This is a genomic window from Citrobacter sp. 172116965 (assembly GCF_013458095.1).
GTDB lineage: Bacteria > Pseudomonadota > Gammaproteobacteria > Enterobacterales > Enterobacteriaceae > Citrobacter > Citrobacter braakii.
Genome location: NZ_CP046673.1, coordinates 1,291,930 through 1,318,767 on the forward strand (window position 1 = coordinate 1,291,930; position 26,838 = coordinate 1,318,767).

21 protein-coding genes are annotated in these 26,838 nt (G+C 54.1%); 6 read left to right on the top strand and 15 right to left on the bottom strand.

Annotated features, from left to right (window positions below; all coding sequences use genetic code 11):
* Nucleotides 1-107: 107 nt before the first annotated feature.
* The 3 genes from htpG (at nt 108) to hemH (ending at nt 4,002) form a co-directional block, all read left to right on the top strand.
* Nucleotides 108-1,982: a molecular chaperone HtpG gene (gene htpG, locus GPJ68_RS06135; protein WP_016152083.1), complete on the top strand. Its 1,875-nt coding sequence runs from the start codon at nt 108-110 to the stop codon at nt 1,980-1,982.
* A 232-nt stretch (nt 1,983-2,214) separates the two neighbouring features.
* Nucleotides 2,215-2,859 carry an adenylate kinase gene (adk, locus tag GPJ68_RS06140; protein ID WP_003021773.1) on the top strand — a complete coding sequence of 215 codons (645 nt, stop codon included), beginning with the start codon at nt 2,215-2,217 and terminating at the stop codon, nt 2,857-2,859.
* A gap of 180 nt (nt 2,860-3,039) precedes the next feature.
* On the top strand, nt 3,040-4,002 hold the full coding sequence (gene hemH, locus GPJ68_RS06145; RefSeq protein WP_016152084.1) for a ferrochelatase: 963 nt from the start codon (nt 3,040-3,042) through the stop codon (nt 4,000-4,002).
* Here hemH and aes read toward each other — a convergent pair.
* On the bottom strand, nt 3,999-4,958 hold the full coding sequence (gene aes, locus GPJ68_RS06150) for an acetyl esterase (RefSeq protein ID WP_016155878.1): 960 nt from the start codon (nt 4,956-4,958) through the stop codon (nt 3,999-4,001). The genes hemH and aes overlap by 4 nt on opposite strands.
* 152 nt (nt 4,959-5,110) lie before the next feature.
* Between aes and gsk the strand changes: the two genes are divergently transcribed.
* The gene (gsk, locus tag GPJ68_RS06155) at nt 5,111-6,415 is read left to right on the top strand and encodes an inosine/guanosine kinase (RefSeq protein ID WP_180837178.1); all 1,305 of its coding nucleotides are present in this window, start codon (nt 5,111-5,113) and stop codon (nt 6,413-6,415) included.
* 45 nt (nt 6,416-6,460) lie between these two features.
* On the opposite strand, the gene ybaL is transcribed toward gsk, so the two are convergent.
* Both ybaL and fsr read right to left on the bottom strand, forming a co-directional pair.
* Nucleotides 6,461-8,140 carry a YbaL family putative K(+) efflux transporter gene (ybaL, locus tag GPJ68_RS06160; protein WP_016152087.1) on the bottom strand — a complete coding sequence of 560 codons (1,680 nt, stop codon included), beginning with the start codon at nt 8,138-8,140 and terminating at the stop codon, nt 6,461-6,463.
* A gap of 224 nt (nt 8,141-8,364) precedes the next feature.
* The gene (gene fsr / locus GPJ68_RS06165) at nt 8,365-9,585 is read right to left on the bottom strand and encodes a fosmidomycin MFS transporter (protein ID WP_016155879.1); all 1,221 of its coding nucleotides are present in this window, start codon (nt 9,583-9,585) and stop codon (nt 8,365-8,367) included.
* 297 nt (nt 9,586-9,882) lie between these two features.
* Here fsr and ushA point away from each other — a divergent pair, with 297 nt between their 5' ends.
* Nucleotides 9,883-11,535 carry a bifunctional UDP-sugar hydrolase/5'-nucleotidase UshA gene (gene ushA / locus GPJ68_RS06170; protein WP_016155880.1) on the top strand — a complete coding sequence of 551 codons (1,653 nt, stop codon included), beginning with the start codon at nt 9,883-9,885 and terminating at the stop codon, nt 11,533-11,535.
* Between the two features lie 181 nt (nt 11,536-11,716).
* Here the strand turns inward: ushA and ybaK are convergent, their stop codons facing one another.
* The 10 genes from ybaK to GPJ68_RS06220 form a co-directional block, all read right to left on the bottom strand.
* Nucleotides 11,717-12,196 carry a Cys-tRNA(Pro)/Cys-tRNA(Cys) deacylase YbaK gene (ybaK, locus tag GPJ68_RS06175; protein WP_016152092.1) on the bottom strand — a complete coding sequence of 160 codons (480 nt, stop codon included), beginning with the start codon at nt 12,194-12,196 and terminating at the stop codon, nt 11,717-11,719.
* Between the two features lie 200 nt (nt 12,197-12,396).
* On the bottom strand, nt 12,397-13,191 hold the full coding sequence (locus GPJ68_RS06180; protein WP_104651314.1) for a TraB/GumN family protein: 795 nt from the start codon (nt 13,189-13,191) through the stop codon (nt 12,397-12,399).
* A gap of 202 nt (nt 13,192-13,393) precedes the next feature.
* Complete coding sequence (gene copA, locus GPJ68_RS06185) at nt 13,394-15,895, bottom strand: copper-exporting P-type ATPase CopA (RefSeq protein ID WP_104651315.1); 2,502 nt, start codon at nt 15,893-15,895, stop codon at nt 13,394-13,396.
* Nucleotides 15,896-16,041: 146 nt separating this feature from the next.
* Complete coding sequence (locus GPJ68_RS06190) at nt 16,042-16,812, bottom strand: heme ABC transporter ATP-binding protein (RefSeq protein WP_016152095.1); 771 nt, start codon at nt 16,810-16,812, stop codon at nt 16,042-16,044.
* Entirely contained in the window at nt 16,809-17,801 is a 993-nt protein-coding gene (locus GPJ68_RS06195) for an iron ABC transporter permease (protein WP_016152096.1), read from the bottom strand. The genes GPJ68_RS06190 and GPJ68_RS06195 overlap by 4 nt, the downstream gene beginning before the upstream one ends.
* Before the next feature lie 51 nt (nt 17,802-17,852).
* Entirely contained in the window at nt 17,853-18,476 is a 624-nt protein-coding gene (gene chuY, locus GPJ68_RS06200; protein ID WP_103283560.1) for an anaerobilin reductase, read from the bottom strand.
* Nucleotides 18,476-18,970, bottom strand: coding sequence for a heme utilization cystosolic carrier protein HutX (gene hutX / locus GPJ68_RS06205; protein ID WP_016155886.1), 495 nt, complete (start codon nt 18,968-18,970; stop codon nt 18,476-18,478). The genes chuY and hutX overlap by 1 nt, the downstream gene beginning before the upstream one ends.
* A 3-nt stretch (nt 18,971-18,973) precedes the next feature.
* Complete coding sequence (gene hutW, locus GPJ68_RS06210; RefSeq protein WP_016155887.1) at nt 18,974-20,320, bottom strand: heme anaerobic degradation radical SAM methyltransferase ChuW/HutW; 1,347 nt, start codon at nt 20,318-20,320, stop codon at nt 18,974-18,976.
* A gap of 18 nt (nt 20,321-20,338) precedes the next feature.
* Entirely contained in the window at nt 20,339-21,163 is an 825-nt protein-coding gene (locus GPJ68_RS06215) for a hemin ABC transporter substrate-binding protein (RefSeq protein ID WP_104651316.1), read from the bottom strand.
* A 2-nt stretch (nt 21,164-21,165) separates the two neighbouring features.
* A complete protein-coding gene (locus tag GPJ68_RS06220) occupies nt 21,166-23,310 on the bottom strand; it encodes a TonB-dependent siderophore receptor (protein WP_104651317.1) in 2,145 nt (714 codons plus the stop codon).
* Between the two features lie 290 nt (nt 23,311-23,600).
* Here GPJ68_RS06220 and cueR point away from each other — a divergent pair, with 290 nt between their 5' ends.
* Complete coding sequence (gene cueR / locus GPJ68_RS06225; protein WP_104651333.1) at nt 23,601-24,011, top strand: Cu(I)-responsive transcriptional regulator; 411 nt, start codon at nt 23,601-23,603, stop codon at nt 24,009-24,011.
* Here cueR and GPJ68_RS06230 read toward each other — a convergent pair.
* Both GPJ68_RS06230 and GPJ68_RS06235 read right to left on the bottom strand, forming a co-directional pair.
* A complete protein-coding gene (locus tag GPJ68_RS06230) occupies nt 24,008-24,724 on the bottom strand; it encodes a DUF3142 domain-containing protein (protein ID WP_104651318.1) in 717 nt (238 codons plus the stop codon). The two genes, cueR and GPJ68_RS06230, sit on opposite strands and share 4 nt — an antisense overlap.
* Nucleotides 24,694-26,838, bottom strand: a complete 2,145-nt coding sequence (locus tag GPJ68_RS06235) for a hypothetical protein (protein WP_104651319.1) — start codon at nt 26,836-26,838, stop codon at nt 24,694-24,696. The genes GPJ68_RS06230 and GPJ68_RS06235 overlap by 31 nt, the downstream gene beginning before the upstream one ends.

Genomic DNA, 26,838 nt, shown 5'->3' on the forward strand with positions numbered 1-26,838 from the left:
AACGGAGGTCGCGACGGCGGCTTCCGCTTGAAATCCTTCCCGCTTGTCCCCATTTCACCCTCAACCTGTTTTTACCATTGAAAATGGCATTGTTGAGGTAGACCTACATGAAAGGACAAGAAACTCGTGGTTTTCAGTCAGAAGTAAAACAGCTTCTGCACCTGATGATCCATTCTCTGTATTCCAATAAAGAAATCTTCCTGCGTGAGCTTATCTCTAACGCCTCGGATGCGGCAGACAAGCTGCGTTTTCGCGCACTGTCTAACCCGGACCTGTATGAAGGTGACGGTGAGCTGCGTGTGCGTGTTTCCTTCGATAAAGATAAGCGTACGTTGACCATTGCCGATAACGGCGTGGGGATGAACCGTGATGACGTTATCGATCATCTGGGGACCATTGCGAAATCCGGTACTAAATCTTTCCTTGAATCCATGGGATCCGATCAGGCAAAAGACAGCCAGTTGATCGGCCAGTTCGGGGTTGGCTTCTACTCTGCGTTCATCGTGGCGGATAAAGTCACCGTGCGTACCCGCGCAGCGGGCGATAAACCGGAAAATGGTGTGTTCTGGGAATCTGCGGGTGAAGGTGAGTACACCGTTGCCGACATCACCAAAGACGATCGCGGCACCGAAATCACGCTGCATCTGCGCGAAGGCGAAGACGAGTTCCTTGATGACTGGCGCGTACGTTCCATCATCAGCAAATATTCCGACCATATCGCGCTGCCAGTAGAGATCGAAAAATCCGAAGAGAAAGACGGCGAGACCGTAGTTTCCTGGGAAAAGATCAACAAGGCGCAGGCGCTGTGGACCCGTAACAAGTCGGAAATCAAAGACGACGAGTACAACGAATTCTACAAACATATCGCGCACGACTTCACTGATCCGCTGACCTGGAGTCATAACCGTGTGGAAGGTAAGCAGGAGTACACCAGCCTGCTGTACATCCCGTCTCAGGCTCCGTGGGATATGTGGAACCGCGATCACAAGCATGGTCTGAAACTGTACGTTCAGCGCGTGTTCATTATGGACGACGCCGAGCAGTTTATGCCGAATTACCTGCGCTTTGTGCGTGGCCTGATAGATTCTAACGATCTGCCGCTGAACGTTTCTCGTGAGATCCTGCAGGACAGCACCGTCACCCGTAACCTGCGTAGCGCGCTGACCAAACGCGTACTGCAGATGCTGGAAAAACTGGCGAAAGACGACGCAGAAAAATACCAGACCTTCTGGAAACAGTTCGGCCTGGTGCTGAAAGAAGGCCCGGCGGAAGACAACGCTAACCAGGAAACGATCGCTAAGCTGATGCGCTTCGCGTCCACGCACACTGACTCCTCCGCACAAACCGTGTCGCTGGAAGACTACGTGTCGCGTATGAAAGAAGGGCAGGAGAAAATCTACTACATCACCGCAGACAGCTATGCGGCGGCGAAGAGCAGCCCGCACCTGGAACTGTTGCGTAAGAAAGGCATCGAAGTGCTGCTGCTTTCTGACCGTATCGATGAGTGGATGATGAACTACCTGACCGAGTTCGACGGTAAGGCATTCCAGTCCGTAGCCAAAGCTGACGAGTCCATCGACAAGCTGGCGGATGACGTTGACGAATCGGCAAAAGAAGCGGAAAAAGCGCTGACGCCGTTCGTTGAGCGCGTGAAAACCCTGCTGGGCGATCGCGTAAAAGAAGTGCGTCTGACTCACCGTCTGACCGACACGCCGGCCATCGTTACCACCGATGCGGACGAAATGAGCACCCAGATGGCGAAACTGTTCGCTGCTGCTGGCCAGGCCGTACCGGAAGTGAAATATATCTTTGAACTCAACCCGGATCACGTGCTGGTCAAACGCACGGCGGATACCCAGGACGAAGCACAGTTCAAAGAGTGGGTTGAACTGCTGCTGGATCAGGCGCTGTTTGCTGAACGCGGCACGCTGGAAGATCCGAACCAGTTCATTCGTCGTATGAACCAGTTGCTGGTGTCCTGATAGCCGTAAGGTAATGCCGGATGATGGTAACGCGTGTCCGGCTTACACCATCTCGTCGATCCCTGGCCGGATACGGTGTTTACACCGCGATCCGGCATTTTCTCTCCTCATTTTTAATTTTCCCACCGTTAACCGTTTCAGCGTCGGGCGTCTTCCTTGAGCCAATTGCGTGATGGTGGTATCGTTTAGCGCTTTTTAAAAAATATCGACAACCTTTAAGGGGATTTTCGTAATGCGTATCATTCTGCTTGGCGCTCCGGGCGCGGGTAAAGGAACTCAGGCTCAGTTCATCATGGAGAAGTATGGTATTCCGCAAATCTCCACCGGTGATATGCTGCGTGCTGCCGTGAAATCTGGCTCCGAGCTGGGCAAACAAGCGAAAGACATCATGGACGCCGGTAAGCTGGTGACTGATGAGCTGGTGATCGCGCTGGTAAAAGAGCGTATTGCTCAGGAAGACTGCCGTAATGGTTTCCTGCTTGATGGCTTCCCGCGTACTATTCCGCAGGCTGATGCCATGAAAGAAGCAGGCATCAACGTGGACTACGTTCTTGAATTCGACGTTCCGGATGAGCTGATCGTTGACCGTATCGTGGGTCGTCGCGTACACGCTGCTTCTGGCCGCGTTTACCACATCAAATTCAACCCGCCTAAGGTTGAAGGAAAAGACGACGTGACCGGCGAAGAGCTGACCACCCGTAAAGACGATCAGGAAGAGACCGTACGTAAGCGCCTGGTGGAATACCATCAGATGACCGCTCCGCTGATCGGCTACTACTCTAAAGAAGCGCAGGCGGGTAACACCAAATACGCGAAAGTTGACGGCACCCAGGCTGTGGCTGACGTTCGCGCAGCGCTGGAAAAAATCCTCGGTTAAGTTTTAGCGCAGTCAATGCCGGGTGGCGGTGTCAACACCTTATCCGGCCTACGATTTTATGTAGGCCTGATAAGCGCAGCGCCATCAGGCAAATTCTCGTCTTACCTTTCACAGCAATTAGTTCTTCTTTATCGCTTTTCCGCTACAATTATCAACAATTTGAATCGATAAGAGGCGGTAATGCGTCAGACGAAAACCGGTATCCTGCTGGCAAACCTCGGCACTCCCGATGCCCCAACCCCCGAAGCCGTTAAGCGCTACCTGCGCCAGTTTTTAAGCGATCAACGCGTAGTCGATACGTCACCTGCGCTGTGGTGGCCGCTGCTGCGTGGTGTGATTTTGCCGCTGCGTGCGCCACGTGTGGCAAAGCTGTACCAGTCAATCTGGATGGAAGACGGTTCCCCGCTGATGGTCTACAGCAAGGCGCAACAGCAGGCGCTGGCACAACGTCTGCCAAATACGCCTGTCGCGCTGGGGATGAGCTACGGTTCACCGTCGCTTGAAAGCGCGGTCGATGAACTGCTGGCAAGCGGAGTTGAACACATGGTGGTGTTACCGCTGTACCCGCAATATTCCTGTTCTACCGTGGCGGCAGTCTGGGATGAACTGGCGCGAATCTTAGCGCGTAAACGCAGTATTCCTGGCATCTCATTTATTCGTGATTACGCCGATGACAGCAGCTACATTGATGCGCTGGCCAAGAGCGCCCGTGATTCATTTGCTCAACATGGTGAACCCGATTTGCTGCTGCTTTCCTATCACGGCATTCCGCAGCGCTACGCCGATGAAGGCGATGACTACCCGCAGCGCTGTCGTGATACGACTCGTGAGCTGGTTTCTGCGCTTGGCTTGCCGCCGGAAAAAGTGATGATGACCTTCCAGTCTCGTTTTGGCCGTGAACCGTGGTTGACGCCATATACCGATGAAACGTTAAAAATGCTGGCGGAGAAAGGGACCCGACATATCCAGGTCATGTGTCCGGGCTTCGCGGCTGATTGTCTCGAAACGCTGGAAGAGATAGCGGTGCAAAACCGGGAGATTTTCCTCGAGGCAGGCGGTAAGCAATATGAGTATATTCCGGCGCTGAATGCCACACCGGAACATATCGAAATGATGGTTAAACTGACCGCAGCCTACCGTTAAAGCTGCGCTCTGAAGTAACGCGCGCCCTCCCGCAACGCATCGTCGGCGGTTTTCATCATCCGCGAATAGTGCAGGAAGGCGTGCAACGTGCCGGGGTACATTTTGTACTGGCAGGGCTGCTGATGCGCCTGTAGCGTCTGGAACAATAAGCGGCTGTCGTCAATCAGCGGATCAAACTCCGCACCGGCGATAAAACACGGCGGCACGTCGCGCGTCAGGTCGTTATTAAACAGGCAATAGTACGGTGATTCACGATCGTCGGCGCTACGCAGGTACGCGTTTTCGTACATCTGCAGATCCTCGCGAGTTAAACCATCCCAGGCTCCGCCCATTAGCCGTCGGCTCAGTGAATCCTGCAGGCCGTAAAGCCCATACCACAACAGCACGCCAGCCACCTTGCCGCAGGCAATGTGTTTATCCCGCAACCACAACGCGCTGGCAAGCGCCAGCATGGCCCCGGCGGAATCGCCCGCAAAACCAATATGATTCACATTAAGGGAATAATCGCCAGCGTGCTGATAAAAGTACTGACAGACGGCGACAATCTCTTCGATGGCTTGCGGGTAGCGGGCCTCTGGCGAAAGCGAATAGTCGATGCCAATTATCGTGCACTGCGTATAGCGCGCCAGTAAACGCATAATGCGATCGTGGGTATCCAGATTACCGAGAATAAAACCGCCGCCGTGCAGGTAATATAGCGTCGCCTGGCTATGGGGCAGCGGAGCGTAAATTCGTGTGGCAACGGGGCCGCATGCGGTGGAAATAACGCATTCTCGGGTATTCATCTGTGGGGCATCAGCATTCCACAACTGCCGTTCATGAATGTAGTGTTTACGCTGGGCCACGAAGTCATCGGCAGCGGGCCACGGCGGCAAATCTTCGCGATGAAAATTCACTACACTTTTCATTTCATCCGAAATGTTGTCGAGTACGGGGATCTTGTTTTCCGGCTTCATAAAGCGCTCCTTGTGAAGGTGAGTTATTGTAGAAATTCATCCCGGATAAACTGCGATCTCACCGTCCGATATTGAAACTCAGCGCCGCATCGCATGCGCAGCGGGGAATGTGCTACCATGCATCGCTCAGCTAACCACCCGTAAAATCGACCATGAAATTTCCCGGTAAACGTAAATCCAAACACTATTTCCCCGTCAGCGCGCGCGATCCGTTGCTGCAACAAATTCAGCCAGAAAATGAAACCAGCGCAGCCTGGGTGGTGGGTATTGACCAGACGCTGGTGGATATTGAAGCCAAAGTTGATGATAACTTTGTAAAACGTTATGGATTAAGCGCCGGGTACTCTCTGGTGATTGCAGATGATGTCGCTGAAGCGCTCTACCAGGAACTGGTACGTGAAAATTTGATCACCCATCAGTTTGCGGGCGGTACTATCGGTAATACGATGCACAACTACTCCGTGCTGGCGGATGACCGCTCGGTGCTGCTGGGTGTGATGTGCAGCAATATCGAGATTGGCAGCTATGCGTACCGCTATTTATGCAATACCTCCAGTCGTACAGATCTGAACTACCTGCAGGGCGTAGATGGACCGATTGGTCGCTGCTTTACGCTGATTGGCGAGTCCGGTGAGCGTACCTTTGCAATCAGCCCAGGGCATATGAACAAGCTACGGGCGGATAGCATCCCTGAATCGGTGATTGCCGGAGCGTCCGCGCTGGTGCTAACGTCCTATCTGGTGCGCTGCGAGCCGGGCGAGCCAATGCCGGAAGCGACCATGAAGGCGATCGAATTTGCTAAAAAACACAATGTACCGGTGGTACTGACGCTGGGCACCAAATTTGTCATTGCCGATAATCCGCAGTGGTGGCAGGCATTCCTGAAAGAGCATGTCTCAATTCTGGCGATGAATGAAGAAGAGGCCGAAGCGCTGACCGGCGAAAACGATCCGCTGCTGGCGTCCGACAAGGCGCTGGATTGGGTGGATCTGGTGCTGTGCACAGCGGGACCGGCGGGTCTTTATATGGCGGGCTTTACGGAAGAAGAAGTCAAACGTAAAACCCAGCATCCGCTGCTGCCTGGGGCCATTGCCGAATTCAACCAGTACGAGTTTAGCCGCGCCATGCGCCATAAAGATTGTACCAATCCGCTGCGTGTGTATTCGCACATCGCACCGTATATGGGCGGTCCAGAGAAGATCATGAATACCAACGGCGCTGGCGACGGCGCGCTGGCGGCATTGCTGCATGATATTACCGCTAACAGCTATCACCGCAGCAACGTGCCTAACTCCAGCAAGCACAAGTTCACCTGGCTGACCTATTCGTCGTTAGCCCAGGTGTGTAAATATGCGAATCGCGTGAGTTATCAGGTGCTGAACCAGCATTCCCCGCGCCTGACGCGCGGTTTGCCGGAACGCGAAGATAGCCTCGAAGAGTCGTACTGGGATCGTTAAATCATGCACATGCCGGATAAGCGATAGCGTCATCCGGCAACGACATCAGCCTGTAACGACCACCTCACCAGCAGGCGGCGTTTCAATCAGTTCCAGCATGGTACGGGCGATTTCACGCTCACCCATGACGACCTGATTGGCACCGCGTTCGGTAATGTATTCCACCTCGTCGTCATAATGCGCGCGCGCGATAATTTCAATTGACGGGCACTTCTCGCGTGCTGAAGCGACAATTTCACCCGCTTCATAGCCATTGGGAATGGTCAGCAGCAGCCAGCGTGCGCAATCCAGATGCGCCAGATTCATAATTTCTTCGTTGGCGGCATTTCCCAGCACCGCGCGGATCCCGCGCTCGCGCAGTTCATCCACTCGGGTGCGTGAGGTTTCGATAACTACCAGCGGGATCCCCGCAGCCATCAATTTCTCGCCCAGCAGGCTACCGACGCGCCCAAAGCCAACCAGCAGGGCGTGATTGCAGATATCCACCGGAATTTGCTTCTCTTCTTCAATAGCCTCTTCCAGCGTCTGTTCTTCCAGCGTTTCTGTTTTGGCGAGATATTTTTCTAACACCGCGAACAGCACCGGGTTAAGCATGATGGACAGGATCGCCCCCGCCAGCACCAGATTCTGTCCGGCCTGCGGCAGCAGGTTTAACGCCATGCCCAGACCCGCCAGGATAAAGGCAAATTCACCAATCTGCGCCAGGCTGGTGGCAATGGTGAGCGCTGTGCGTTGGGAGTGACCAAACAGGCGCACCAGGAAATAGGCGGCAAGGGATTTACCAAAGATGATAATCGCCAGCGTGCCCAGCACCGCCAGCGGCTGCTGAATCAGAATCATGGGATCAAAGAGCATCCCGACGGAAACAAAGAACAGTACGGCGAACGCATCGCGCAGCGGCAGGGTGTCATGCGCCGCACGGTGACTCAGTTCAGATTCGTTCAGCACCATGCCGGCGAAGAATGCCCCCAGTGCAAAGGAGACATCGAACAGCTCCACTGCGCCAAATGCGATACCTAATGCGAGGGCGAGGACTGACAGGGTAAACAGTTCGCGTGAGCCGGTTGCGGCGCTACGGGCCATAATCCACGGCACCAGGCGACGACCAACCAGCATCATAATTGCGATAAACGCCACCACCTTACCGATGGTAATGCCCATATCTACGGCCAGCGAGGCAAAGCCGACATCTTCTTTTTCCAGCATTCCAGCGACGGCTGGCAGGAGAACCAGCGTCAGTACCATCATCAGGTCTTCGACAATCAGCCAGCCAATGGCGATTTGCCCGCGCTGACTGTCAATGAGCTGCCTTTCTTCAAGCGCACGCAATAGCACCACGGTACTGGCGGTTGAAAGACACAGACCAAACACGATCCCTACCATCAGCGACCAGCCCATCACCGCTGAAAGCGCCATGCCCAGCAGCGTTGCCACCGCTATCTGGGCAATCGCGCCGGGAATGGCGATAGACTTTACCGCCATCAAATCCTTCAGCGAAAAGTGCAGCCCCACGCCGAACATCAGCAGGATTACGCCAAGCTCGGCCAGTTCAGGCGCTAGCTTGGTATCAGCAACAAAACCAGGTGTAAATGGACCGGCCAGAACGCCCGCTAACAGATATCCCACCAGAGGAGAAATACGTAGTTTATTGGCAATCATGCCTAATATAAAAGCGAGCACAAGGCCGCCGACAATGGTGGTGATAAGCGGGGTGGCGTGATGCATTCCGTCTCCTTTGGTTGCTGTGATAATCCTGAAAACTCAAACGACGAGTAATAGTTTATGACAATTTTGATGTTTTTGTTTGTGAATAATTATTGAATTTTGATGAAAACAGGATTTTAGACGTAAAAAAGCACGGATCGGAAAAGTACAGCGGTATGTGAGAGGCAAAGGCTGATGGCTACTGTAAGTCTGACGGCCAAAATTTACTTTTGGCCGTCAGGAAATCACGCTTTATGTCGGTTATCAGGTAAGAATATGGTCAGTATCCCCAGTAGTGGCAGGAAAGCACATATTTTGTAGACCAAATCGATGCTGGTATGGTCGGCAATCAGCCCTAACACCGCGGCTCCCAAGCCGCCCATGCCGAAGGCAAAACCGAAAAATAGCCCAGAAACCATGCCGATACGGCCAGGAAGCAGCTCCTGTGCGTAGACCAGAATGGCAGAAAACGCCGATGCGAGGATAAAACCAATGATCACGGTTAAAATCCCGGTCCATTCCAGCGTTGCGTAGGGTAAAAAGAGGGTAAAGGGTGCTACACCGAGGATAGAGCCCCAAATAACATATTTTCTGCCAATTTTATCGCCCAATGGTCCACCAATCACCGTCCCAGCTGCGACGGCAAACAGGAAGGCAAACAGGTGAAACTGGGCATTTTGTACCGATAATCCGAATTTTTGCATCAGATAAAAGGTGTAATAGCTGCTGATGCTCGCCATATAGAAGTATTTGGAGAAAATCAGCACCAACAGGATGCTTACCGCCAACACCACTTTATTCCGTGGTAACGGATTCACGATGGCGACTTTCGGTTTTCCTTTACTCATCCGGTGCTGCGCGGCATACCAACGGCTGATTTGCGCCAGAACGACAATCGCTAATAACGCAGCCAGCACAAACCAGGCCACATTACCCTTACCATATGGCGCGATGATGACAGCCGCCAGTAATGGTCCCAGAGAGCTACCGAAGTTGCCGCCAACCTGGAAAATTGACTGGGCAAGACCGTGACGACCGCCGGAGGCCATTCGCGCCACGCGGGATGATTCCGGGTGAAATACCGAAGAGCCGGTACCAACCAGCGCTGCGGCGAGCAGGACCATATGGAAACTGCCGGCCATGGCCAGCAAAACAAGCCCACTCAGCGTGAAGCACATCCCAATGGGCAGCGACCACGGCATTGGGTATTTATCCGTCCAGTAACCTACAACCGGTTGCAGCAGTGAGGAAGCAAGCTGGAAGGTCAGGGTAATCATCCCTATCTGCATAAACGTCAGCGAGAACTCTGACTGCAATAGCGGATAAATCGCCAGGATCAGCGACTGGATCATATCGTTTAGCAGATGGGAGAGGCTGATTGCCCCTAAAATGCCAAATGAGGTGCGTGCTTTAGCAACCGACGCTGACGCGCCAGCCACTGGCTGGGTTGGTTCACTTATTGCCATAGAAAGTCACTTCTGTTTGGGTTGCGATTATGAGGGTAATCTAATTTGTTATTATTACCTGACTAACATACCTGCGGAAGGTGTTTGAAGGAAGTCTCATTTCTGAAAACATTTTCGGCTATTATTTTCAGTAGCTGTAATTTTATGCCCGAACTAATTCGACTTACAGGTAGGCGGCAAACGCGAGAGTCCCAGGAGCTTACTGCATAAGCGACAGGGGGAAGTGAGCGCAGCCAACGCACATGTAATTTGAAGGATAACGGGTATGTCGGTTGATATTGAGTCAGGGAGTGAAATATGAAGTTTTTAAAACGGGGCGTGGCGCTGGCGTTATTAGCCGCATTTGCGCTGGCAGGTCAACCTGCACAGGCGTACGAAAAAGATAAAACCTACAAAATTACCATTCTGCATACCAACGATCATCACGGTCACTTCTGGCGCAGCGAATACGGTGAATACGGGCTGGCGGCACAAAAAACGCTGGTGGACGGTATTCGTAAAGAGGTGGCTGAGGAAGGGGGCAGTGTACTGCTACTTTCCGGTGGCGACATTAATACCGGCGTACCGGAGTCTGATCTGCAGGATGCGGAACCTGATTTTCGCGGAATGAACCTGATTGGCTATGATGCGATGGCGGTCGGAAACCACGAGTTTGATAATCCGCTTAGCGTATTGCGCCAGCAGGAAAAATGGTCCAAATTCCCGTTTCTCTCGGCCAATATCTATCAGAAAAGCACCGGCGAGCGTTTGTTTAAGCCGTGGGCCATCTTTAAGCGCCAGGATTTAAAAATTGCCGTACTCGGTTTAACCACTGACGATACGGCGAAAATTGGCAACCCAGAGTTCTTTACCGATATTGAGTTCCGTAAACCTGCTGATGAAGCCAAACTGGTTATCCAGGAACTGAACATGGGGGAAAAGCCGGACATCATTATTGCGACCACCCATATGGGACATTATGACAATGGCAATCACGGCTCGAACGCGCCTGGCGACGTAGAAATGGCGCGCAGCCTGCCGGCGGGATCGCTGGCAATGATTGTGGGTGGTCACTCGCAGGATCCGGTATGTATGGCCGCGGAAAACAAGAAGCAGGTTGATTACGTACCGGGTACGCCGTGTGCGCCAGACAAGCAAAACGGGATCTGGATTGTGCAGGCGCATGAGTGGGGGAAATACGTGGGGCGGGCGGACTTTGAGTTCCGCAATGGCGAAATGAAAATGGTTAACTACCAGCTCATCCCCGTCAACCTTAAGAAAAAAGTGACCTGGGACAACGGTAAAAGTGAGCGCGTACTCTACACCCCGGAAATTGCAGAAAATCAGCAAATGCTTTCTCTGCTGACGCCGTTCCAGAATAAAGGTAAAGCGCAGCTCGACGTGAAAATTGGTAGCGTCAATGCGCGCCTCGAAGGCGACCGTAGCAAAGTCCGTTTCGTGCAGACCAACATGGGGCATTTACTGCTGGCTGCGCAAATGGCGCGAACCAGCGCTGATTTTGGCGTGATGAGCGGCGGCGGTATCCGTGACTCCATCGAAGGCGGTGATATCACCTATAAGAGCGTGCTGAAAGTGCAGCCGTTCGGTAACATCGTGGTGTACGCCGACATGAGCGGGAAAGAGGTGATTGACTATCTGACCGCCGTGGCGCAAATGAAGCCGGATTCCGGGGCCTATCCGCAGTTTGCCAATGTCAGCTTCGTGGCGAAAGACGGCAAGCTTAACGATTTGAAAATTAAAGGCGAACCCGTTGATCCAGCCAAAACCTATCGCATGGCAACGCTGAGCTTCAATGCCACCGGCGGCGATGGCTATCCGCGAATTGATAACAAGCCTGGCTATGTGAATACCGGGTTTATTGATGCGGAGGTGCTGAAAGAGTACGTGCAGAAGAACTCACCGCTCGATGCCGGTGCGTATGAGCCGAAGGGCGAGGTAAGCTGGCAGTAACAGGGCAATTTGGGGCATCATTTTATCCGCTCCTCCGGGCCGCCCTTCATGGCGGCCCAATAATCCTACTTATTACCTCTATGCTCCGGTTCCTGCGCACTGGCCGAGTCCAAACTGTCTTCACCAATCACACCCTGTAATCGCAGTAGGCTCAATCGCCGTATCACCGGGCAAAAGACAATTAATCACGGCGTGCGATATCGGCGAATTTCGCATCCAGAATTTTCGCCAAATCGCCCGCTGCCAGTTCAATATCCAGCCCGCGTTTGCCGCCGGACACATAAATGGTGTCAAACGTCTGGGCGGGAGCGTCGATGAGCGTTGGCAATCTTTTTTTCTGCCCCAGCGGGCTGATGCCGCCTACCAGATACCCGGTGGTTCGCTGCGCGATCATCGGATCGGCCATATCGACCTTTTTGGCTCCCAACGCCCTGGCGACTTTTTTGAGATCCAGTTGACCGGCTACCGGCGTAACGGCAACCGCCAGGTGCTTCATATCGCCATTCACGGCAACCAGTAGCGTTTTGTAGACCTGGTCCGCATTCAGACCTAACTTGCGTACCACTTCGTCACCAAAGTTCGTCTCGGACGGATCGTGATCGTAGGTGTGGATCTGGAAAGAAATTTTGTTTTTTTCGAGTAATTTAACGGCGGGTGTCATAGCAATTTTCCTGGCCCAGACAAAATACGACACAAGCATACGCCTGATGTCTGTCTAAAAAATAGTACCATCTTGCGCAATAGTGTTGGCAGGATGATGACTTTGAGCGACAATCGAACTACACCGATGCTTTAAGCGTCGGGATCATAATAATGATGAAATTCCTCTTTGACGGGCCAATAGCAATATTGGCCATTTTTTTACCGTAACATCTCCGGCAAATTTCCTTCTCCATACAAATGCAGCGCGCCAACGGCCACGACATAGTGCCCGGCAGGCATCGCCCTGAGTCGATCGCGCCAGGCCACATTACGCTGATGCATCAAAACGTCATACAGCGACTGGCTAAAAGTATTGGGTAGAGTGAGTTCGCTATTGCGTGGCGGCGTTTTAAGCCACCAGCCCATCATCTGTTGTAGCAGTCTGGCATTGGTATGCCAGTGCGTCAGGGTATCGTCCAGTAGAGCCAGTCCGTTATCGGGTAACTGACACAACAGCTCGATTTGGCTGGATGCGCCTTCCAGCTCGATTATGGGTTTATGCACCTGTTTTGCCGCATTCAGAAGTTGGTAATCAATGCCGTATTCTGCCCGCAACCCCAACTGCTGCGCCTGCGTTGCCTGCAAGACCATGGCGATTTGCCACAGCGGCTGGGTAGACAGCAGGGAAGGGGAAATACCCAGCTCGTCGGTGACTTTGTGCAGATTATCTAGCAGCTCTGGGCTGATGCGCTCTTCCAGTGCGGCAAAGGTCGGAAGGTTGGCAAACGGCGCGTCGTCGCCGGAAACATCGGCTTCGACAATGAGCGCATCGGCACGCTGGAGCTTTTTGAGTAATTTGGCAGGCAGAGGCGCCATATCGCGGCTGCCCATGTGAATACTGCCAATCAGATGAAAATGGCGGTTTCCGGGCAAGGAGATGTCGATGGCAGGCCAGGTATAGTGGTTGCCGCGTAGCGCGGTGAAAAATGATTTTACCCGGTACAACAGATCCATACGGCCTCCCTAAGTAGACTTCCATGCTAGCGCGTGGTCCTGGAAGGTGCAAATACACTTCATCATTCCCTCCGCCTCTTTATTGGCAGCGAGCAAAAACCCCAGTCACATAGTTGGCTATGCTCCTGGGGTTTTTATACTTGCAGCTTTGAGGCAACGCGAATGATTTGGGGCTCCGTTCAGAGCGACATCCGGTAAAGGCTTACTCTTTAGGTTTGAAGCGCAGCAGTCGGTTAGCGTTGCTCACCACGGTAATGGAGGAGAGCGCCATCGCCGCCCCGGCAACGACCGGGTTGAGCAGTGTTCCGGTGAACGGCCACAAAATCCCGGCGGCAACGGGGATACCGATGCTGTTATAGATAAACGCGCCGAGCAGGTTCTGCTTCATATTGCGCAGCGTTGCCCGGGAGATAGACAGCGCATCTGCAACGCCCATCAGGCTATGGCGCATCAGCGTAATCGCGGCGGTTTCAATCGCCACATCGCTGCCGCCACCCATGGCAATCCCTACGTCAGCCTGAGCCAGCGCAGGCGCATCGTTGATACCGTCACCGACCATGGCAACCTGACGTCCCTGGCTCTGCAGACGTTTAATTGCCTCGGCTTTACCGTCAGGCAGAACGCCAGCAATCACCTCATCAATACCCGCCTCTTTGGCAATGGCGTTGGCGGTCGTTGGGTTGTCGCCGGTGAGCATCACCAGACGATACCCGGCGCGGTGCAGACGCTGGAGTGCCGCCACGCTGTCGCTACGCAGAGGATCACGTACCGCTAACAGCGCTGCTGCTTTACCGTCAATCGCTAACAGTACCGGGGTTGAGCCTTGGGAAGCCTGAGCGGTGATTTCAGCCTCCATTTCAGTGGTATCTACCTGCTGTTCATTGAGCAGCGCCTGGTTTCCCAGCAGCAGCGTGTGACCTTCCGTTTCGCCACTGACGCCTAAACCGCGCAGCGTACGGAAACCGTTGACCTGCGGCAGCGTGACATCACCTGCTTTGTCCAGAATCGCCCTGGCTAACGGGTGGCTGGAACCCTGTTCAAGGGCCGCTGCCAGACGAATTGCCAGCGCTTCGTCGGTATTGCCAAACGTTTTGATGGCAACAACCTGTGGTTTGCCTTCAGTTAGTGTCCCGGTTTTATCAAACACGATGGTATCGAGCGTGCTGGCGCGCTGCAGCGCATCGGCATCACGTACCAGCACCCCAAATTCAGCGGCACGCCCGACGCCGGAAATAATCGACATCGGCGTTGCCAGACCCAGCGCACAAGGGCAGGCAATAATCAGGACGGTGGTGGCGATTACCAGCGTATAGACAATCTGCGGCGCTGGTCCAAAGAAATACCAGATAGCCGCACTGACCAGCGCAATGGCGACCACGACCGGAACGAACACCGACGAGATGCGGTCGGCCAGTTTGCCAATTTCCGGTTTGCTGCTTTGCGCCTGGCGCACCATACGAATAATGCGCGACAGCGTGGTGTGACTGCCAACAGCGCTGGCGCGGAACAGCACGCTACCGTCCTGTACGACCGTACCGGCGTGGACGCTATCGCCTGCGCCTTTTTGCTGTGGAATCGGCTCCCCGGTCAGCATTGCCTCATCCAGCCAGGCTTCACCCTGAGTGATTTCGCCATCAACCGGAACGCGGTCGCCGGTGGTCAGGCGCAGTAACATTCCAGCCTGCACCTCTGCCAGCGGCACGTTCTTTTCACCTTCGTCAGTGACGACCCGCGCGGTCGGCGGTGTCAGATCGAGCAGTTTTTCCAGTGCTTTAGACGAGCGTTGGCGAGCCCGCGCTTCCAGCATGTGTCCGAGGTTAATCAGACCGATAATCATGGCACTGGCTTCATAATAGAGGTGTCGCGCTTCCATCGGGAACCATTGCGGCCAGAGGTTGACGCTCATGGAATAGAGCCATGCCACCCCCGTACCCAGCGCCACCAGCGTATCCATGGTCGCGGTGCCGTTCATCAGGCTTTTCCACGCATTGCGGTAAAAGTGACCGCCCGCGAAAACCATCACGGCAAGCGTTGCCAGACCAATCATCAGCCACAGGCTGCGGTTGTCGTCGCTCACCATCATGTTGTCGCCAATCATGCCCCATACCATGACCGGGATACCCAGGAGCAGCGCGACGGCTGCCTGCCAGCGAAAACGTTTCATGGTTGCCACGGCGGTTTCTTGCTGACGCTCGCGACGCTTAGCATCATCTTCAATCGCTTCTGCGCCGTAGCCCGCTTTTTCAACCGCCTGTACTAAATCTGCGGCGGAGGCACTGCCCATTACCAGCGCAGTGCGTTCCGCCAGGTTTACCCGTGCCTGCGTGACGCCCGGTACACTTTGCAATGCATTTTGTACGCGGGTCACACAACTGGCGCAGCTCATGCCGTTTAACAGCAACTGTTGGCTGTCATCATCAGCCGTAGCTGCCGGAAGCTCGGAAGGGACCGCTGCCAGTGCTTCCGACGGGATTGATGACTCCGTCAGCGGTTTAGCCTTTGGGTGGCTTAACTCCGCGCCGTAACCGGCTTGTTTAATGGTTTCAATCAGCGCTTCTGCGCTGGCGCTCCCGGTAACATGCGCTTCTGTCACGGTGACATCCGCTTGCTCAACGTCCGGACGTTGTTCCAGACTTTCTTTAACGCGTTTTACGCAGTGACCACAGGACAGACCGTCCAGGGTTAGATCGATTGTTTGAGACATAACCAACTCCTTTTTTGCAGGATTAACTGACTGTGATAAAGGTTAAACCTTCCAGCAAGGGGAAGGTCAAGGGCGTTTTTAGAAAAGGTGAAAAAAGGGTGTAAAGGGAGAAAAACGGGAACGCCACGTCAGGGGTTCCCGGTCTGTTATTGATTGAGGACGATAATCGGCGTTCGATGCTCCGGTTCATTTATGACCGTGAGATCGGCACCGTACAGCGCGTTCAGCGACCGTTGCTTCAGGACATCCTGCGGATATCCGTTATCAACTATCCTGCCGCGCTCCATCAATACCACGCGGTCAGCATAGCGCGCCGCGAGGTTGAGATCGTGCAGGACGCAGCAGACGTTAAACTGCCGTTCACGCACCAGACGACGTAGCAGACGAAAAAGGTGCTGCTGGTGGTGAATATCCAGCGCGGAGGTGGGTTCATCAAGAAACAACCATTTCGGCCCAGGCTCGGGCTCCCAAAGCTGAACCAGCAGGCGCGCCAGTTGTACCCGCTGTTGTTCTCCTCCCGACAGATGCCGGTAATCGCGTGCGGCCAGCGTCTGGCAATCACACAATGCCATGATGTACTCCGTTTCATCGCCCGTGTTGCGCGTACGATACGGATGTCTGCCCATGCGAATGACCTCCTGAACACTAAACGGGAAGGCCATATGACTATTCTGGCGCATCACGGCACGGGTTTTTGCCAGTTCGGTGATTGACCACTTGTCCAGCGGCTTGCCAAACATGCTACAACGCCCACTGTGGGGCTGCAGATATCCCGTAAGCTGGCGTAGCAGCGTCGATTTCCCGGCTCCGTTCGGGCCAAGAATCGCGATGATCTCTCCATCAGGTAGCGTCAGGGAAACGTCGTCGGTCAGTCGTCTTCCCTGAATGTGGTAGACCAGATTTTCAGCGACGATCATGACACCCTCCGGCTACGCAGTATTAACCACAGGAAATACGGTCCACCGATCAGGCTGGTTAACAGGCCAACGGGCATTTCGGCTGGCTGAACAAGTGTGCGGGCCAACGTGTCGGCAATCAGGAGTAAACAGGCACCGGCCAGCGTAGAGCAGGGAATCAACCAGCGATGATCGGCGCCGGTCGTCATTCTGATCAGATGTGGGATCACCAGGCCAATAAAACCAATTACGCCGCTGACGGAAACCGCAGCGCCAACCAGGAGCGAACTGAGCAACAGTAACTGCTGACGCTTACGTTTGACGTTTACGCCGAGGTAATGCGCCTCTTCATCACCCAACTGCAGTAAATTAAGCGTTCCCGCCATGCAGATGGTTACAACAATGGCTGGAAGAACAAACGTGCTGGCAACCAACAGCGTTGGCCACTGGGCCTGGCCGAGATTACCCATCATCCACAATGTAAGTTGACGTAGCTGCTGCTCGTCGCCCACATAGCTCAGTACGCCAATAGCCGAACCGCACAGGGCATTGATAGCGATACCGGCTAACAGCAGTTGCATCATTCCACCGTGGTTATGACGCTGGCTTATCAGGAAAATAATCGTGCAGACCACCATGCTGCCTGCGACGGCAAAAATCATCTGCTCATACAGCACCAGCACTACGGGGAACGAAAATGGGATAACTATCGCGATGCCGACCATCAGCGCGGAGCCGCTGCTGACGCCAAGCAGGCCAGGATCGGCCATCGGATTGCGAAAAAGTCCCTGCATGATGACCCCTGCCGTCGCCAGCGCAGCACCGACCAGAACGGCCAGCAGCACGCGAGGCAGGCGGATGTTTAACCAGATATCACGATATTCGTCGTTGAACAGAGCGCTGAAGCTAATGTTCAGCGCCCCCTGGCTGGCACCGAAGAGCATCAGAGCAACCAGCAAAAGAGAAAGACCCGTCAGGATGCTGACGGAAGAAAGCGAGTCCTTAAGCACGTAACGCTCCATAACGTCTTTGCGGCGCGGAGTTCCCGCGCCGTGAGGGGTTTACGCGGGTTTCAGTCCCGGCTCAACCAAACTGTAAATCTGGTTATTGAGTGCCGGCGCAGTGGCCAGTTCGTGAATATGCTTCGCAACATCTGCACGCATTACAAAGCCGTGACACTCCTGAGCCTGTATTCGTTGCGCCTGGCCGGTGGCTGCACCGTTCAGCAAACCGCCGGGGCGGAGAATGGCGTAGTCCAGTCGACTGGTTTGTAGCCAGCTTTCAGCCAACGATTTTTCGCGTACAGCCTGACCAAATGCGGCCTTTGCGCGTGAAGAAAGAAAAGGCCAACTGTCACCGCAGCCGAGTGAGGTCACCAGAATCATGCGCTTGATCTCCGCTTTTTCTGCTTCATCAATGACGGTTCTGTGCGCCAGATAATCCTGGGCGCCGCCCATTGAGGAGATCACCGTGGCATGTTGACCCGCTGCGCGACAGGCACAGGCGGTGACCTGACTATCGCAGGCGTCGCCGATGAAGACCTGCACACCTTTTTCCTGCAACCCTGCAGCGACCTGTGCGTTGCGAACGACAACAATCACCGGACGTTGTTCCGCCAGTGCGAGTTCAAGCGTTTTCGCACCGACGCCGTTACCACCCGCACCAAAAATGAGCCATGGAGCCATCAGGCATGTTCCTTTAAAGATGAAGACAACGCGTGAAAGGCGCTGACCTGTTCGGCCAGTAACTGTCGATGTTCATCCCGACCGAGGAAAATTTTGAACATCGCGCTACCCGCCTGGTTAAAGAAGAGAATGGACGCGGTGTCCATTCCCATAAATTTGCGTTCAATCAGGGCAATATGCGTACAGTTTTCTGCCTTGATATGACCGGTCATGCCTTTTTTGCCGCGCAGGTTGAAGTAGCCATGACGGTGGAATCCGGAAGGTAATTCCCCGGTGAATTCCAGAATGACATCAGCAGTATGGACCAGGGTGGTGACTTTGCCCCATTCGCTGACGGTTTCCCAGACAGTATCAAATTGATCGCCGGAAACCAGCGTCGGGGAGGGGAGGTTTTTCACCACCTCCAGCAGCGTGGTGTTGTACTGGGCAGCGATAGCTTCCAGCGTACCGTCCGGTTCAGTTTTCAAAAAATCCTGTAAAGAGACATGGCTCATAATTCACTCCTGGTATGGTTGTTCTACCGCAATGCGCGGCGCGTTAAGTGCCTGAATAAGTTCATCAAGAGACTGCAAAATATTGCTCGCCCAAAAACGCCCTTCATTGGTCAGGCGCACGCAGGTGCTGGCATCTCGCGTCAGTCCTGCGTGATGCCATTGGGTCAGTAGCGGGGTTAGTTTTTGTGCATGAGGCGTCAGTTCATCCAGCGGGACGCGGGCCGTTTCAATGCCCGCCTGGAGAGAGTGTCGCCACTGGAAACCACGCTCGGCGGTACGCATCATCATCATTAGCGGTTTTTTCCCGGCTGCGATAGATTCATGCCATGTCGTCAGATTGCGCTCGACCATCCAGGAATAGCCATTGACTGATCCCCCGGCGCCTGAGCCGAATGCCAGACAGTCCGCTCCCTGTTTAATCAGCAGGTTGTACAGATTGCGTTCACGCGTGGTACGCGCCCAGTGGCTGTTGCTGATGCAGCGCCAGCCCGCGCTGTCCATGAAATCGCAACCCTGAAGATAGAGATCGCGACGTTCGGCGGGAGAGGGAACGGTTGTGCGCCCGGTTTCAACTGCTTTGCCAAGCGGTGTATTGGGGATCAGGTTCAGCGCATAAAGATCTACGCCGTCGAGGCCGATGTCACGGGCAATCGCCAGATCGTCGCCCCACAGTTTTGCATCTTGTCCTGGCAGACCAAACAACAGATCGCATACCACGGCGGCACGATCCCGTTTTACCAGCCCCTGCATAAAGGCAATTGCGGTCGGGCCGTCTGAGGTGCGCGCCATTTTCTTGCGGATCCGGCTGTTAAAAGATTGAATACCGATCGAAAACCGATTGGCGCCAGCGTCAAGGCAGGCATCAATTCGCGCATCGTCAAAATTGAGCACTCGTCCCTCAATGGTAATTTCGCAGTCCGGTGCCAGCGGTAACTTTTCACGCAGCGCGGTGATGATTCTGCCCAGATCCCGTGCTGACAGCGCTGAAGGCGTACCGCCGCCAAAATAGACGGCGTGAATTGGGGCTGACTGATGTAATGCGCTATCGGCTTCCATCTCGATTTCGCGCAACAGCGCGTTGGTGTAGCGGGCGCAGTGATCTTCTTCGAACCGGTTTTGATAAAAACCGCAGAAAGTACAATGCGTTGCACAAAAAGGGATATGCAAGTACACCAGCCGTTTACGCGGCGGGGTAGGCTGGCTGATAACATCCTGCCAGGTTTGTGACAATAGCTCTTTGGCAATCGGGATCGCCCCGCGCCATGGCATTGTGGCGCGGCGATCCTTAAAGGGCTGACTTCCCTCAAGCGCAAAATGCGCGGTGAGATCCAGCGAGTGTTCAGTTTTCATTCTTTTTTATAAATCCAGTTAGTGAGGCCAGAATTGCTGGTGCAGGGCTTCAACCGCATCGGCGACGCGAGGCCCCATTCCCAGAATCAGCGCCTGGTCTACCGCCACAATGCGCTGATTTTTCCAGGCCGCAGTGTGGGTAATACCGGCAATCGCGCTCAGACGAGCCAGATCGCCATCCACCATTTGCGACGTCACCACGATCACCTCCGGGTTGGCGGCGATCAGCGACTCCGCGCTGTAACTTTTATACTGCGCGTGGGTGGCGACATTTTGTGCGCCTGCAAGGGTCATAATGGCATCGGCAACGCTGCCCTTGCCGGCGACCTGCGGCGCGCTGCCGCCAGCGGAGAGAATGAACATGGCTTTGACCGGCGCATTTTTCGCCGCCACGCTGTGCTGAACACGATCCAGACGTTGATGCAGGCGATTGACCAGCGCTTCACCTTGTTCAGGAATGCGCAGCGTTTGAGCCAGCTCCCGAATGTTGGCGTACATCTGCTCGACGGTGGCCGGTACGCGCGGCAATGTAACGACGTTAACTTTCTGCGCCCGGAGCTGATCCAAAACGATTTGAGGGCCTGCATCCTGCCAGGTGATAAAGCTGTCTGGGTGCAGCGATAAAATGCCCTCGCTGCTTAACTGCTTCCAGTAGCCGATATGCGGGAGTGCGGCAGTTTCAGGTGGGTACGAGGTGGTTTCATCGACGCCAACCACCCGGCTGCCGACGCCCATGGCGTAAATCAGTTCGCTAAGCGAACCGCCCGCCACCACCAGGCGGTCAGCGGACTGGGCGCTGAAAACACAGGCGAGGCTCAGTAAGCCAATCATGAGTTTTTTCATCGTCAGAAATTCCACGCAAAACCAACAGCGGCATTGAAACCAGCGTCTGGGATAGATTCATGCGCGGTTCTGTAACGCTTGTCGGTCAGGTTGTTGAGCGCGAGGTTGACCTGATACTGGTCCTGCGGACCAAACTCGGTGTTGAATGCGAGGTTAAGCGTGGCCCAGCCTGGGTAGTTTATTTCCGTGGTGCCGGTATTATCTTTGGCGCGGGACGCCGCGCGAATAAAGACATCGGACGTCACGTTAGCGACATTCATCAACCAGGTATGTTTCAGGCCAACGCGCCCGGTCAGCGTGGGTTCGCCGGTATCCCAGGTTTTTATGGTGTTGCCTTCGTATTGACGGCGAATGAGATTACCGCTCAGGTAGGGCGAAACCGCCCAGCCGTTGTATTCTGCGGTTAATTCCATGCCCCAGGTTTTGGCACGATCGATGTTGTCGTAGTAGTAATAGCCGCCGCGGGAAGAGGTGGTGTTGCCGTTGCAAACGGGTTGGCCTGAACAGGCCAGACTGGCGATATAGTCTTTGGCTTCGGAGTAATAAATAGCGCCGTCAATCAGCCACATATTCCCTTTATACCGCGCGCCCAACTCATAGTTATTTGAGTGTTCCGCCTTCAGGTTTGGGTTGCCGTAGGTAACGCTGCCGCCGGCGGATGTCTGCATGAACAACTGAGTAAGCGTGGGGAAGACATAGCCCTGGGCGTATGCAGCCCGAAGTTCAAGATCTTCAAAGCCGGAATAGCGCAGGCTGGTCGAGGTCACCAGTTCATCATCGTGAACGGAATTTCCCCCGGTTGATTGCCAGGTGGTGCCGCTGCTTTGGATAGTTTGCGTATCGTTGCGATTGAGTTTCGAAGACAGCCAGTACTGGCGTGCGCCCACGGTCCACGTCCAGTCATCGGCAAAGCGCCAGTCGTTTTGCGCGAACAGTGAGGTGTTGCTTTGTTCTGCTTCGTTATATGACAGGGTACGGGTTTGCGTATCGAAGAAGCCGGTAGCCGCGGTCTGGCGTGTAATGCCGTCCGTGTCCTGTTTTATTTTGTCATGCTGATACTGAGTGCCAATCACCAGCGTGTTGTTAGCCGGAAGGGAGATATTGCCCTGCAGCGTTACACCCTGGGTATATTGTTTGTCGTTGGTATTGGTTTGATTGCTTACCGTCAGCGCTTTAATCATCGGGCTGGGGATAATCTGGGTCGTTTTGACCCGGTTTTCAAATTTGCGTTCTATTGTCTGGGTGTATGCGTCAAAATGGATGTTCTTCAGGTAATCCCCGTCGGCCGCGTAGTCGTAGAAAAGACCGATTTTCTCGCGTTCCAGCTTAGGAATTTTGACGCTAAAGTCGTCGAACTGACCTTCGGGATCGTCAAACCAGGTTTGAGTGGATAGCTTATAACGGTCGAGTGAGAGCCCAATTTTGTGGCGATCGAGGTTGTAGCCAAGCCACACTCCCTGACCGTTATTACGGAAGTTGGTGTCGGGCAATCTTCCGTCAGGTGTATCGCGATCCCCCTGGTCGGAATAGCTGCCATTGATGCGGTAGTCAAAGTTACCGATGCTTCCCCAGGCTGCCGCTGACTCTTCCCATCCTGCCGTTGCGGAGTTATAAACAGCCTTAACGCTACCACCCAAAGGCTTATCGCCGCCTTTTTTGGTTATAAAGTTCACGACGCCGCCAATTGCCTGCGAACCATAGAGGACAGAATAAGGGCCTTTGACCACTTCAATACGTTCCAGCGCGGATTCGTCAATCAGTAAACCGGCTCCGTAGTTTTGTCCGGCACGTTGGTAGCTGACGACCTGGCCGTCTATCAAAATCAGCACCCGCGAAGAAGCTTCGCCACGGATACGAATTTGTTTCCGACCTGCGAGAGCGTTATCGGTAACTTCGACGCCGGGGATATCTTGTAAATCATCAGCAAGAGAAACGCTGGTGGAGTTTTGTAGCGTCTGGCGATCGATAACCTGAATGGTTGCCGGGCTATCCCAGAGACTACTTTCTGTGCGGTTAGCCGTAACGATCACCGTATCTTCGTCGGACGTTGAACCGTGTGTTGGAGAGGTCGCTGCAAAAGTAGCGCCGGACATGCATAATGTCAGGGCTGAAAGAATAAATGGCCTTTGGTTAATCCGTGGCAACATAAGAGAACCTTTATTGAATGTAAATGATCATCATTATCATTCGCGTTTGTATATAAAATTGTTTCCCTTTGTTCAAGATGAAAGGTGCAGAACCGATACATCTTTTGATTTGAGTCAATTTTGCGTGGTCAATAAATGCTGAAATGTGATCTGAATCGGATATAACAATGTGAATTAAAAGGATTTGTGCATCGCTGTGATGGTGGGAAATGCGCGGGGTTCTTGGGTAAAGGATTACGGCAATGTGGGCTATAATGTGGCTCAGTACCAACAAGATCAGCGGGGGAAATGTGAATATTAGCGATGTTGCGAAAAAAACCGGTTTAACCAGCAAAGCGATACGCTTTTACGAAGAAAAGGGGTTAGTGACGCCGCCGCTGCGTAGCGAAAATGGCTATCGCACATACAACCAACAGCATCTGAATGAGCTTACGCTGTTACGACAGGCACGACAGGTTGGTTTTAACCTGGAAGAGTGCGGCGAGTTGGTGAACCTGTTTAACGATCCGGCGCGTCACAGCGCAGATGTGAAAAAGCGTACGTTAGAAAAGGTGGCGGACATTGAGCGCCATATCAGCGAGCTGCAGGCTATGCGCTTGCATTTGTTGGCGCTGGCGGAGAGTTGCCCTGGCGATGACAGCGCCGAATGCCCGATTATTGATAATCTTTCCGGCTACTGCCACCATAAAGCGAAGGCTTAACGGAGTGGCGGATTAAGCATAAACACCACCGTGCCGCGGTACCACGGTGATTTCTCAAGCTGTGCTTCAGCCTGCAGGTCCCGGCTACCGTTTTGTACCAGCCCCAGCTTAAATGGAATGTGCAGACGACTGAGGGCGGGCAGATACGCCTGATAATTTGGTACCGTGTGACGTCCCTGATAGCTCTGGACCACCAGTTCATCGACCGCCAGCGCGTTCAGCGTGGCGACGTCGCCCGTTTTTGCCCAATCCAGTAGTCCGGTTACGCCAAGTGCAAACTCGGTCGGTAGCCGTTGGCGTAACTGCTGCAGAAAGTAGGCGTAATCGGCAAGCTGATGGGTCGCCGCGTCAAAATCAACCTGCAGGCCGATGACGTGATTCCCGGCCGCCTGCCAGCGTTGCATCAAGCGTATGATGCGCGCCGGAATCTCCTCCGGTACGTCGAGAGTGGTAAAGCGCACGGTCAACCAGATAGAGGGGAAAGTCAGGCGATTGACCGGCAGCCCGAGACGCTGGAACACCACGTGACCTGAACGAACCAGGACTTCGCCCTGATGCAGATAGACTGTTTGTGCGTTTTTCAGCTCGTCACTGGCCTTCACTCCGGACCATAGCCAGAAGGCCGGATGTTCACGGGCGGCGACGATTTCCGCCGCCTGTGCCTGGCCGAGTAGCAGCGCAGTTACCAGTAGTATTTGAGTTTTTGCGCCCACGGACTTCCCGGATACTGCGTTTTCAGTTGGGTGAACCAGCCTTTACGCTGTAGTTTATCCACTTCCTCACCGCCGCACTCGTTAGAGCCTGACGGCGCATAGCACATGATGGCGCGATACAGCGCAAAGCTCTTATCTTCAACCTCTGCTTTTGGCGATGTGATCACCTGCTGGTAGTAGCTTTGCCTGTCGAACTGGCCGAACGGTTTCTTGCGCGAGATTGCTGATTCAAGCACATCGTTGCCGGAACTGTTTTTCCATAAATCAACGTGGGTTTGCGTAGTGCGGAAAAATTCGCCTAAGCAGTTCAGGGCGTGGGCATCATGCGCTTGTTTGCTCAGAACTGTTACCGTTTCATTGAGGCTGCGACAGGTATAACCGCTCTCGGCAGAGTCGCCGTTCCAGTCGAAAATACTCAGATTAACGTCATCAAACGCTTCGCCAATGACCGGCGGCGTAATGGCGTTGGCCAGTTTTCTGTCATTCAGCCAGTCGTCAAAGCGATGCTCAGTAAGATCCCGCACCAGCAGCGTATGCAGGGCGATGGTACGCTCTTCGTTATTAGGACCGTGGACGGCTTGCTGGCGCAGTAGTTCAGGCGTGGCCTGGGTTTTCAGCACCTGCGAGCGAAAGCGCAGGTTAGTTACTGCGCTTTCTGGGGCGAAAATTGCCGCCACGTCGCCGCTATAAACCAGCGTCGCGGCTAGCTTAGCCTGCACATACTGCTGCTGTTCATTGTCCTGGCTGAGCTTCAGCAATGTCTGCCAGAAATCACGTGCCGTGGTCCATTTCTGCTGGCCCATCAGCGCTTCGCCGTACAGCACCTGTTCGCTGAAGGCCAGCGTATCGTGGGCCGGAAGTTTCTGCGCTGGGGTAACTGCCGAAATAATCGCCGCGTAGTTGCCCATTGCCAGCCACAGATTCAGCTGCAGATCGCGCCATAGCGGCAGTTTTTGGCTCTGCTCAAACACCGGTTTGCTGGCGTCAAGCTGGGCCTGCGTCAGCGTTGGTTTGTTGTTGTTATTCAGGCGTAACGCGCGCAGCAGTTCGATATAGCTGACAAGCGGCGCATCGGGGAAAGCCTCCACCACGGACTGTTCGTAGAACGCCATGCCGTAGACATTATCGTATTCGATGACGATCTCACGCAGTTGCTGTGCGTCAGCCGATTGCTGAAGCGTCTGCTCATACAACCCCGCCAATTGCGGCCACGCCTGTAAATACCAGTTGATACGACGCAGCATACCGTGCGAGGAAGCGGCGTACAGGCCTTGCGGGTAGTGTTGCAGATAGGCTTGCGCCAGCGTCTGAGCCTGAGAAGCGTCCTCGCGGTTAATTTTTGTGATATCAAAATCGCCGTACTCGCCCACGCTGTTCTGGCTGCTTTTGTTCAACGCCGCACGTATCAGCATGTATTGCGCGGTCTCAGCCAGCCACGGACGATCGCTTTTGGCTAGCTGAGCGAAATCCTGTTCGGCGCTGGCATAATCACCGGCATAAAAACTGGCGGCCGCTGCCAGATAGCTTTTGTAGGACTGAGCTGGAGAATCTGCCGGGAGAGTGGCAAGCGATGACTCAATCTGCTCGCGGGTTGCCCCGGATAACAGTCCTGTACGCGCCTGGGCCAGGGCCTGACGCTGATTTGCCGTTAACGTTGAGTCGGCCAGCAGTGCGGCAAAAAACGCGCTGACGCTCGCGGTATTATTCGAAACATGACGGTTCTCAAGCTCAGCGTCGTTGACGTTTATTTCGTCTGCGCTAATGTTCAGTTCGGCTATCTGTCGGGACAGGGTGCTGTCTTCGGCAGATACCTGCGCTGCGGCTGGCTGTGGGGCAATGTCATCCCACTGCGGATGATACGCAAAATAGAAATCGCGGGAGCGGGTGATGTCCGCCGGCATCGACTGCACCGGCAGAGCAAATGATTTCTCCTGGCTCAGCAGCCGCAGCAGGTTATCGCGGCTGTCGTTTTCCGGGTTGAAGGTGGGCGTGCCTTTCAGCAGGCAGCTGTCGTCGCTCCATTTGCAGTCTTCCATATCGAAAGAGGCGAATACCTGCGGGGCGGCGACCAATAATGAGCAAAGGGCAAAGGTAAGGGATGTCTTCCTGACCAT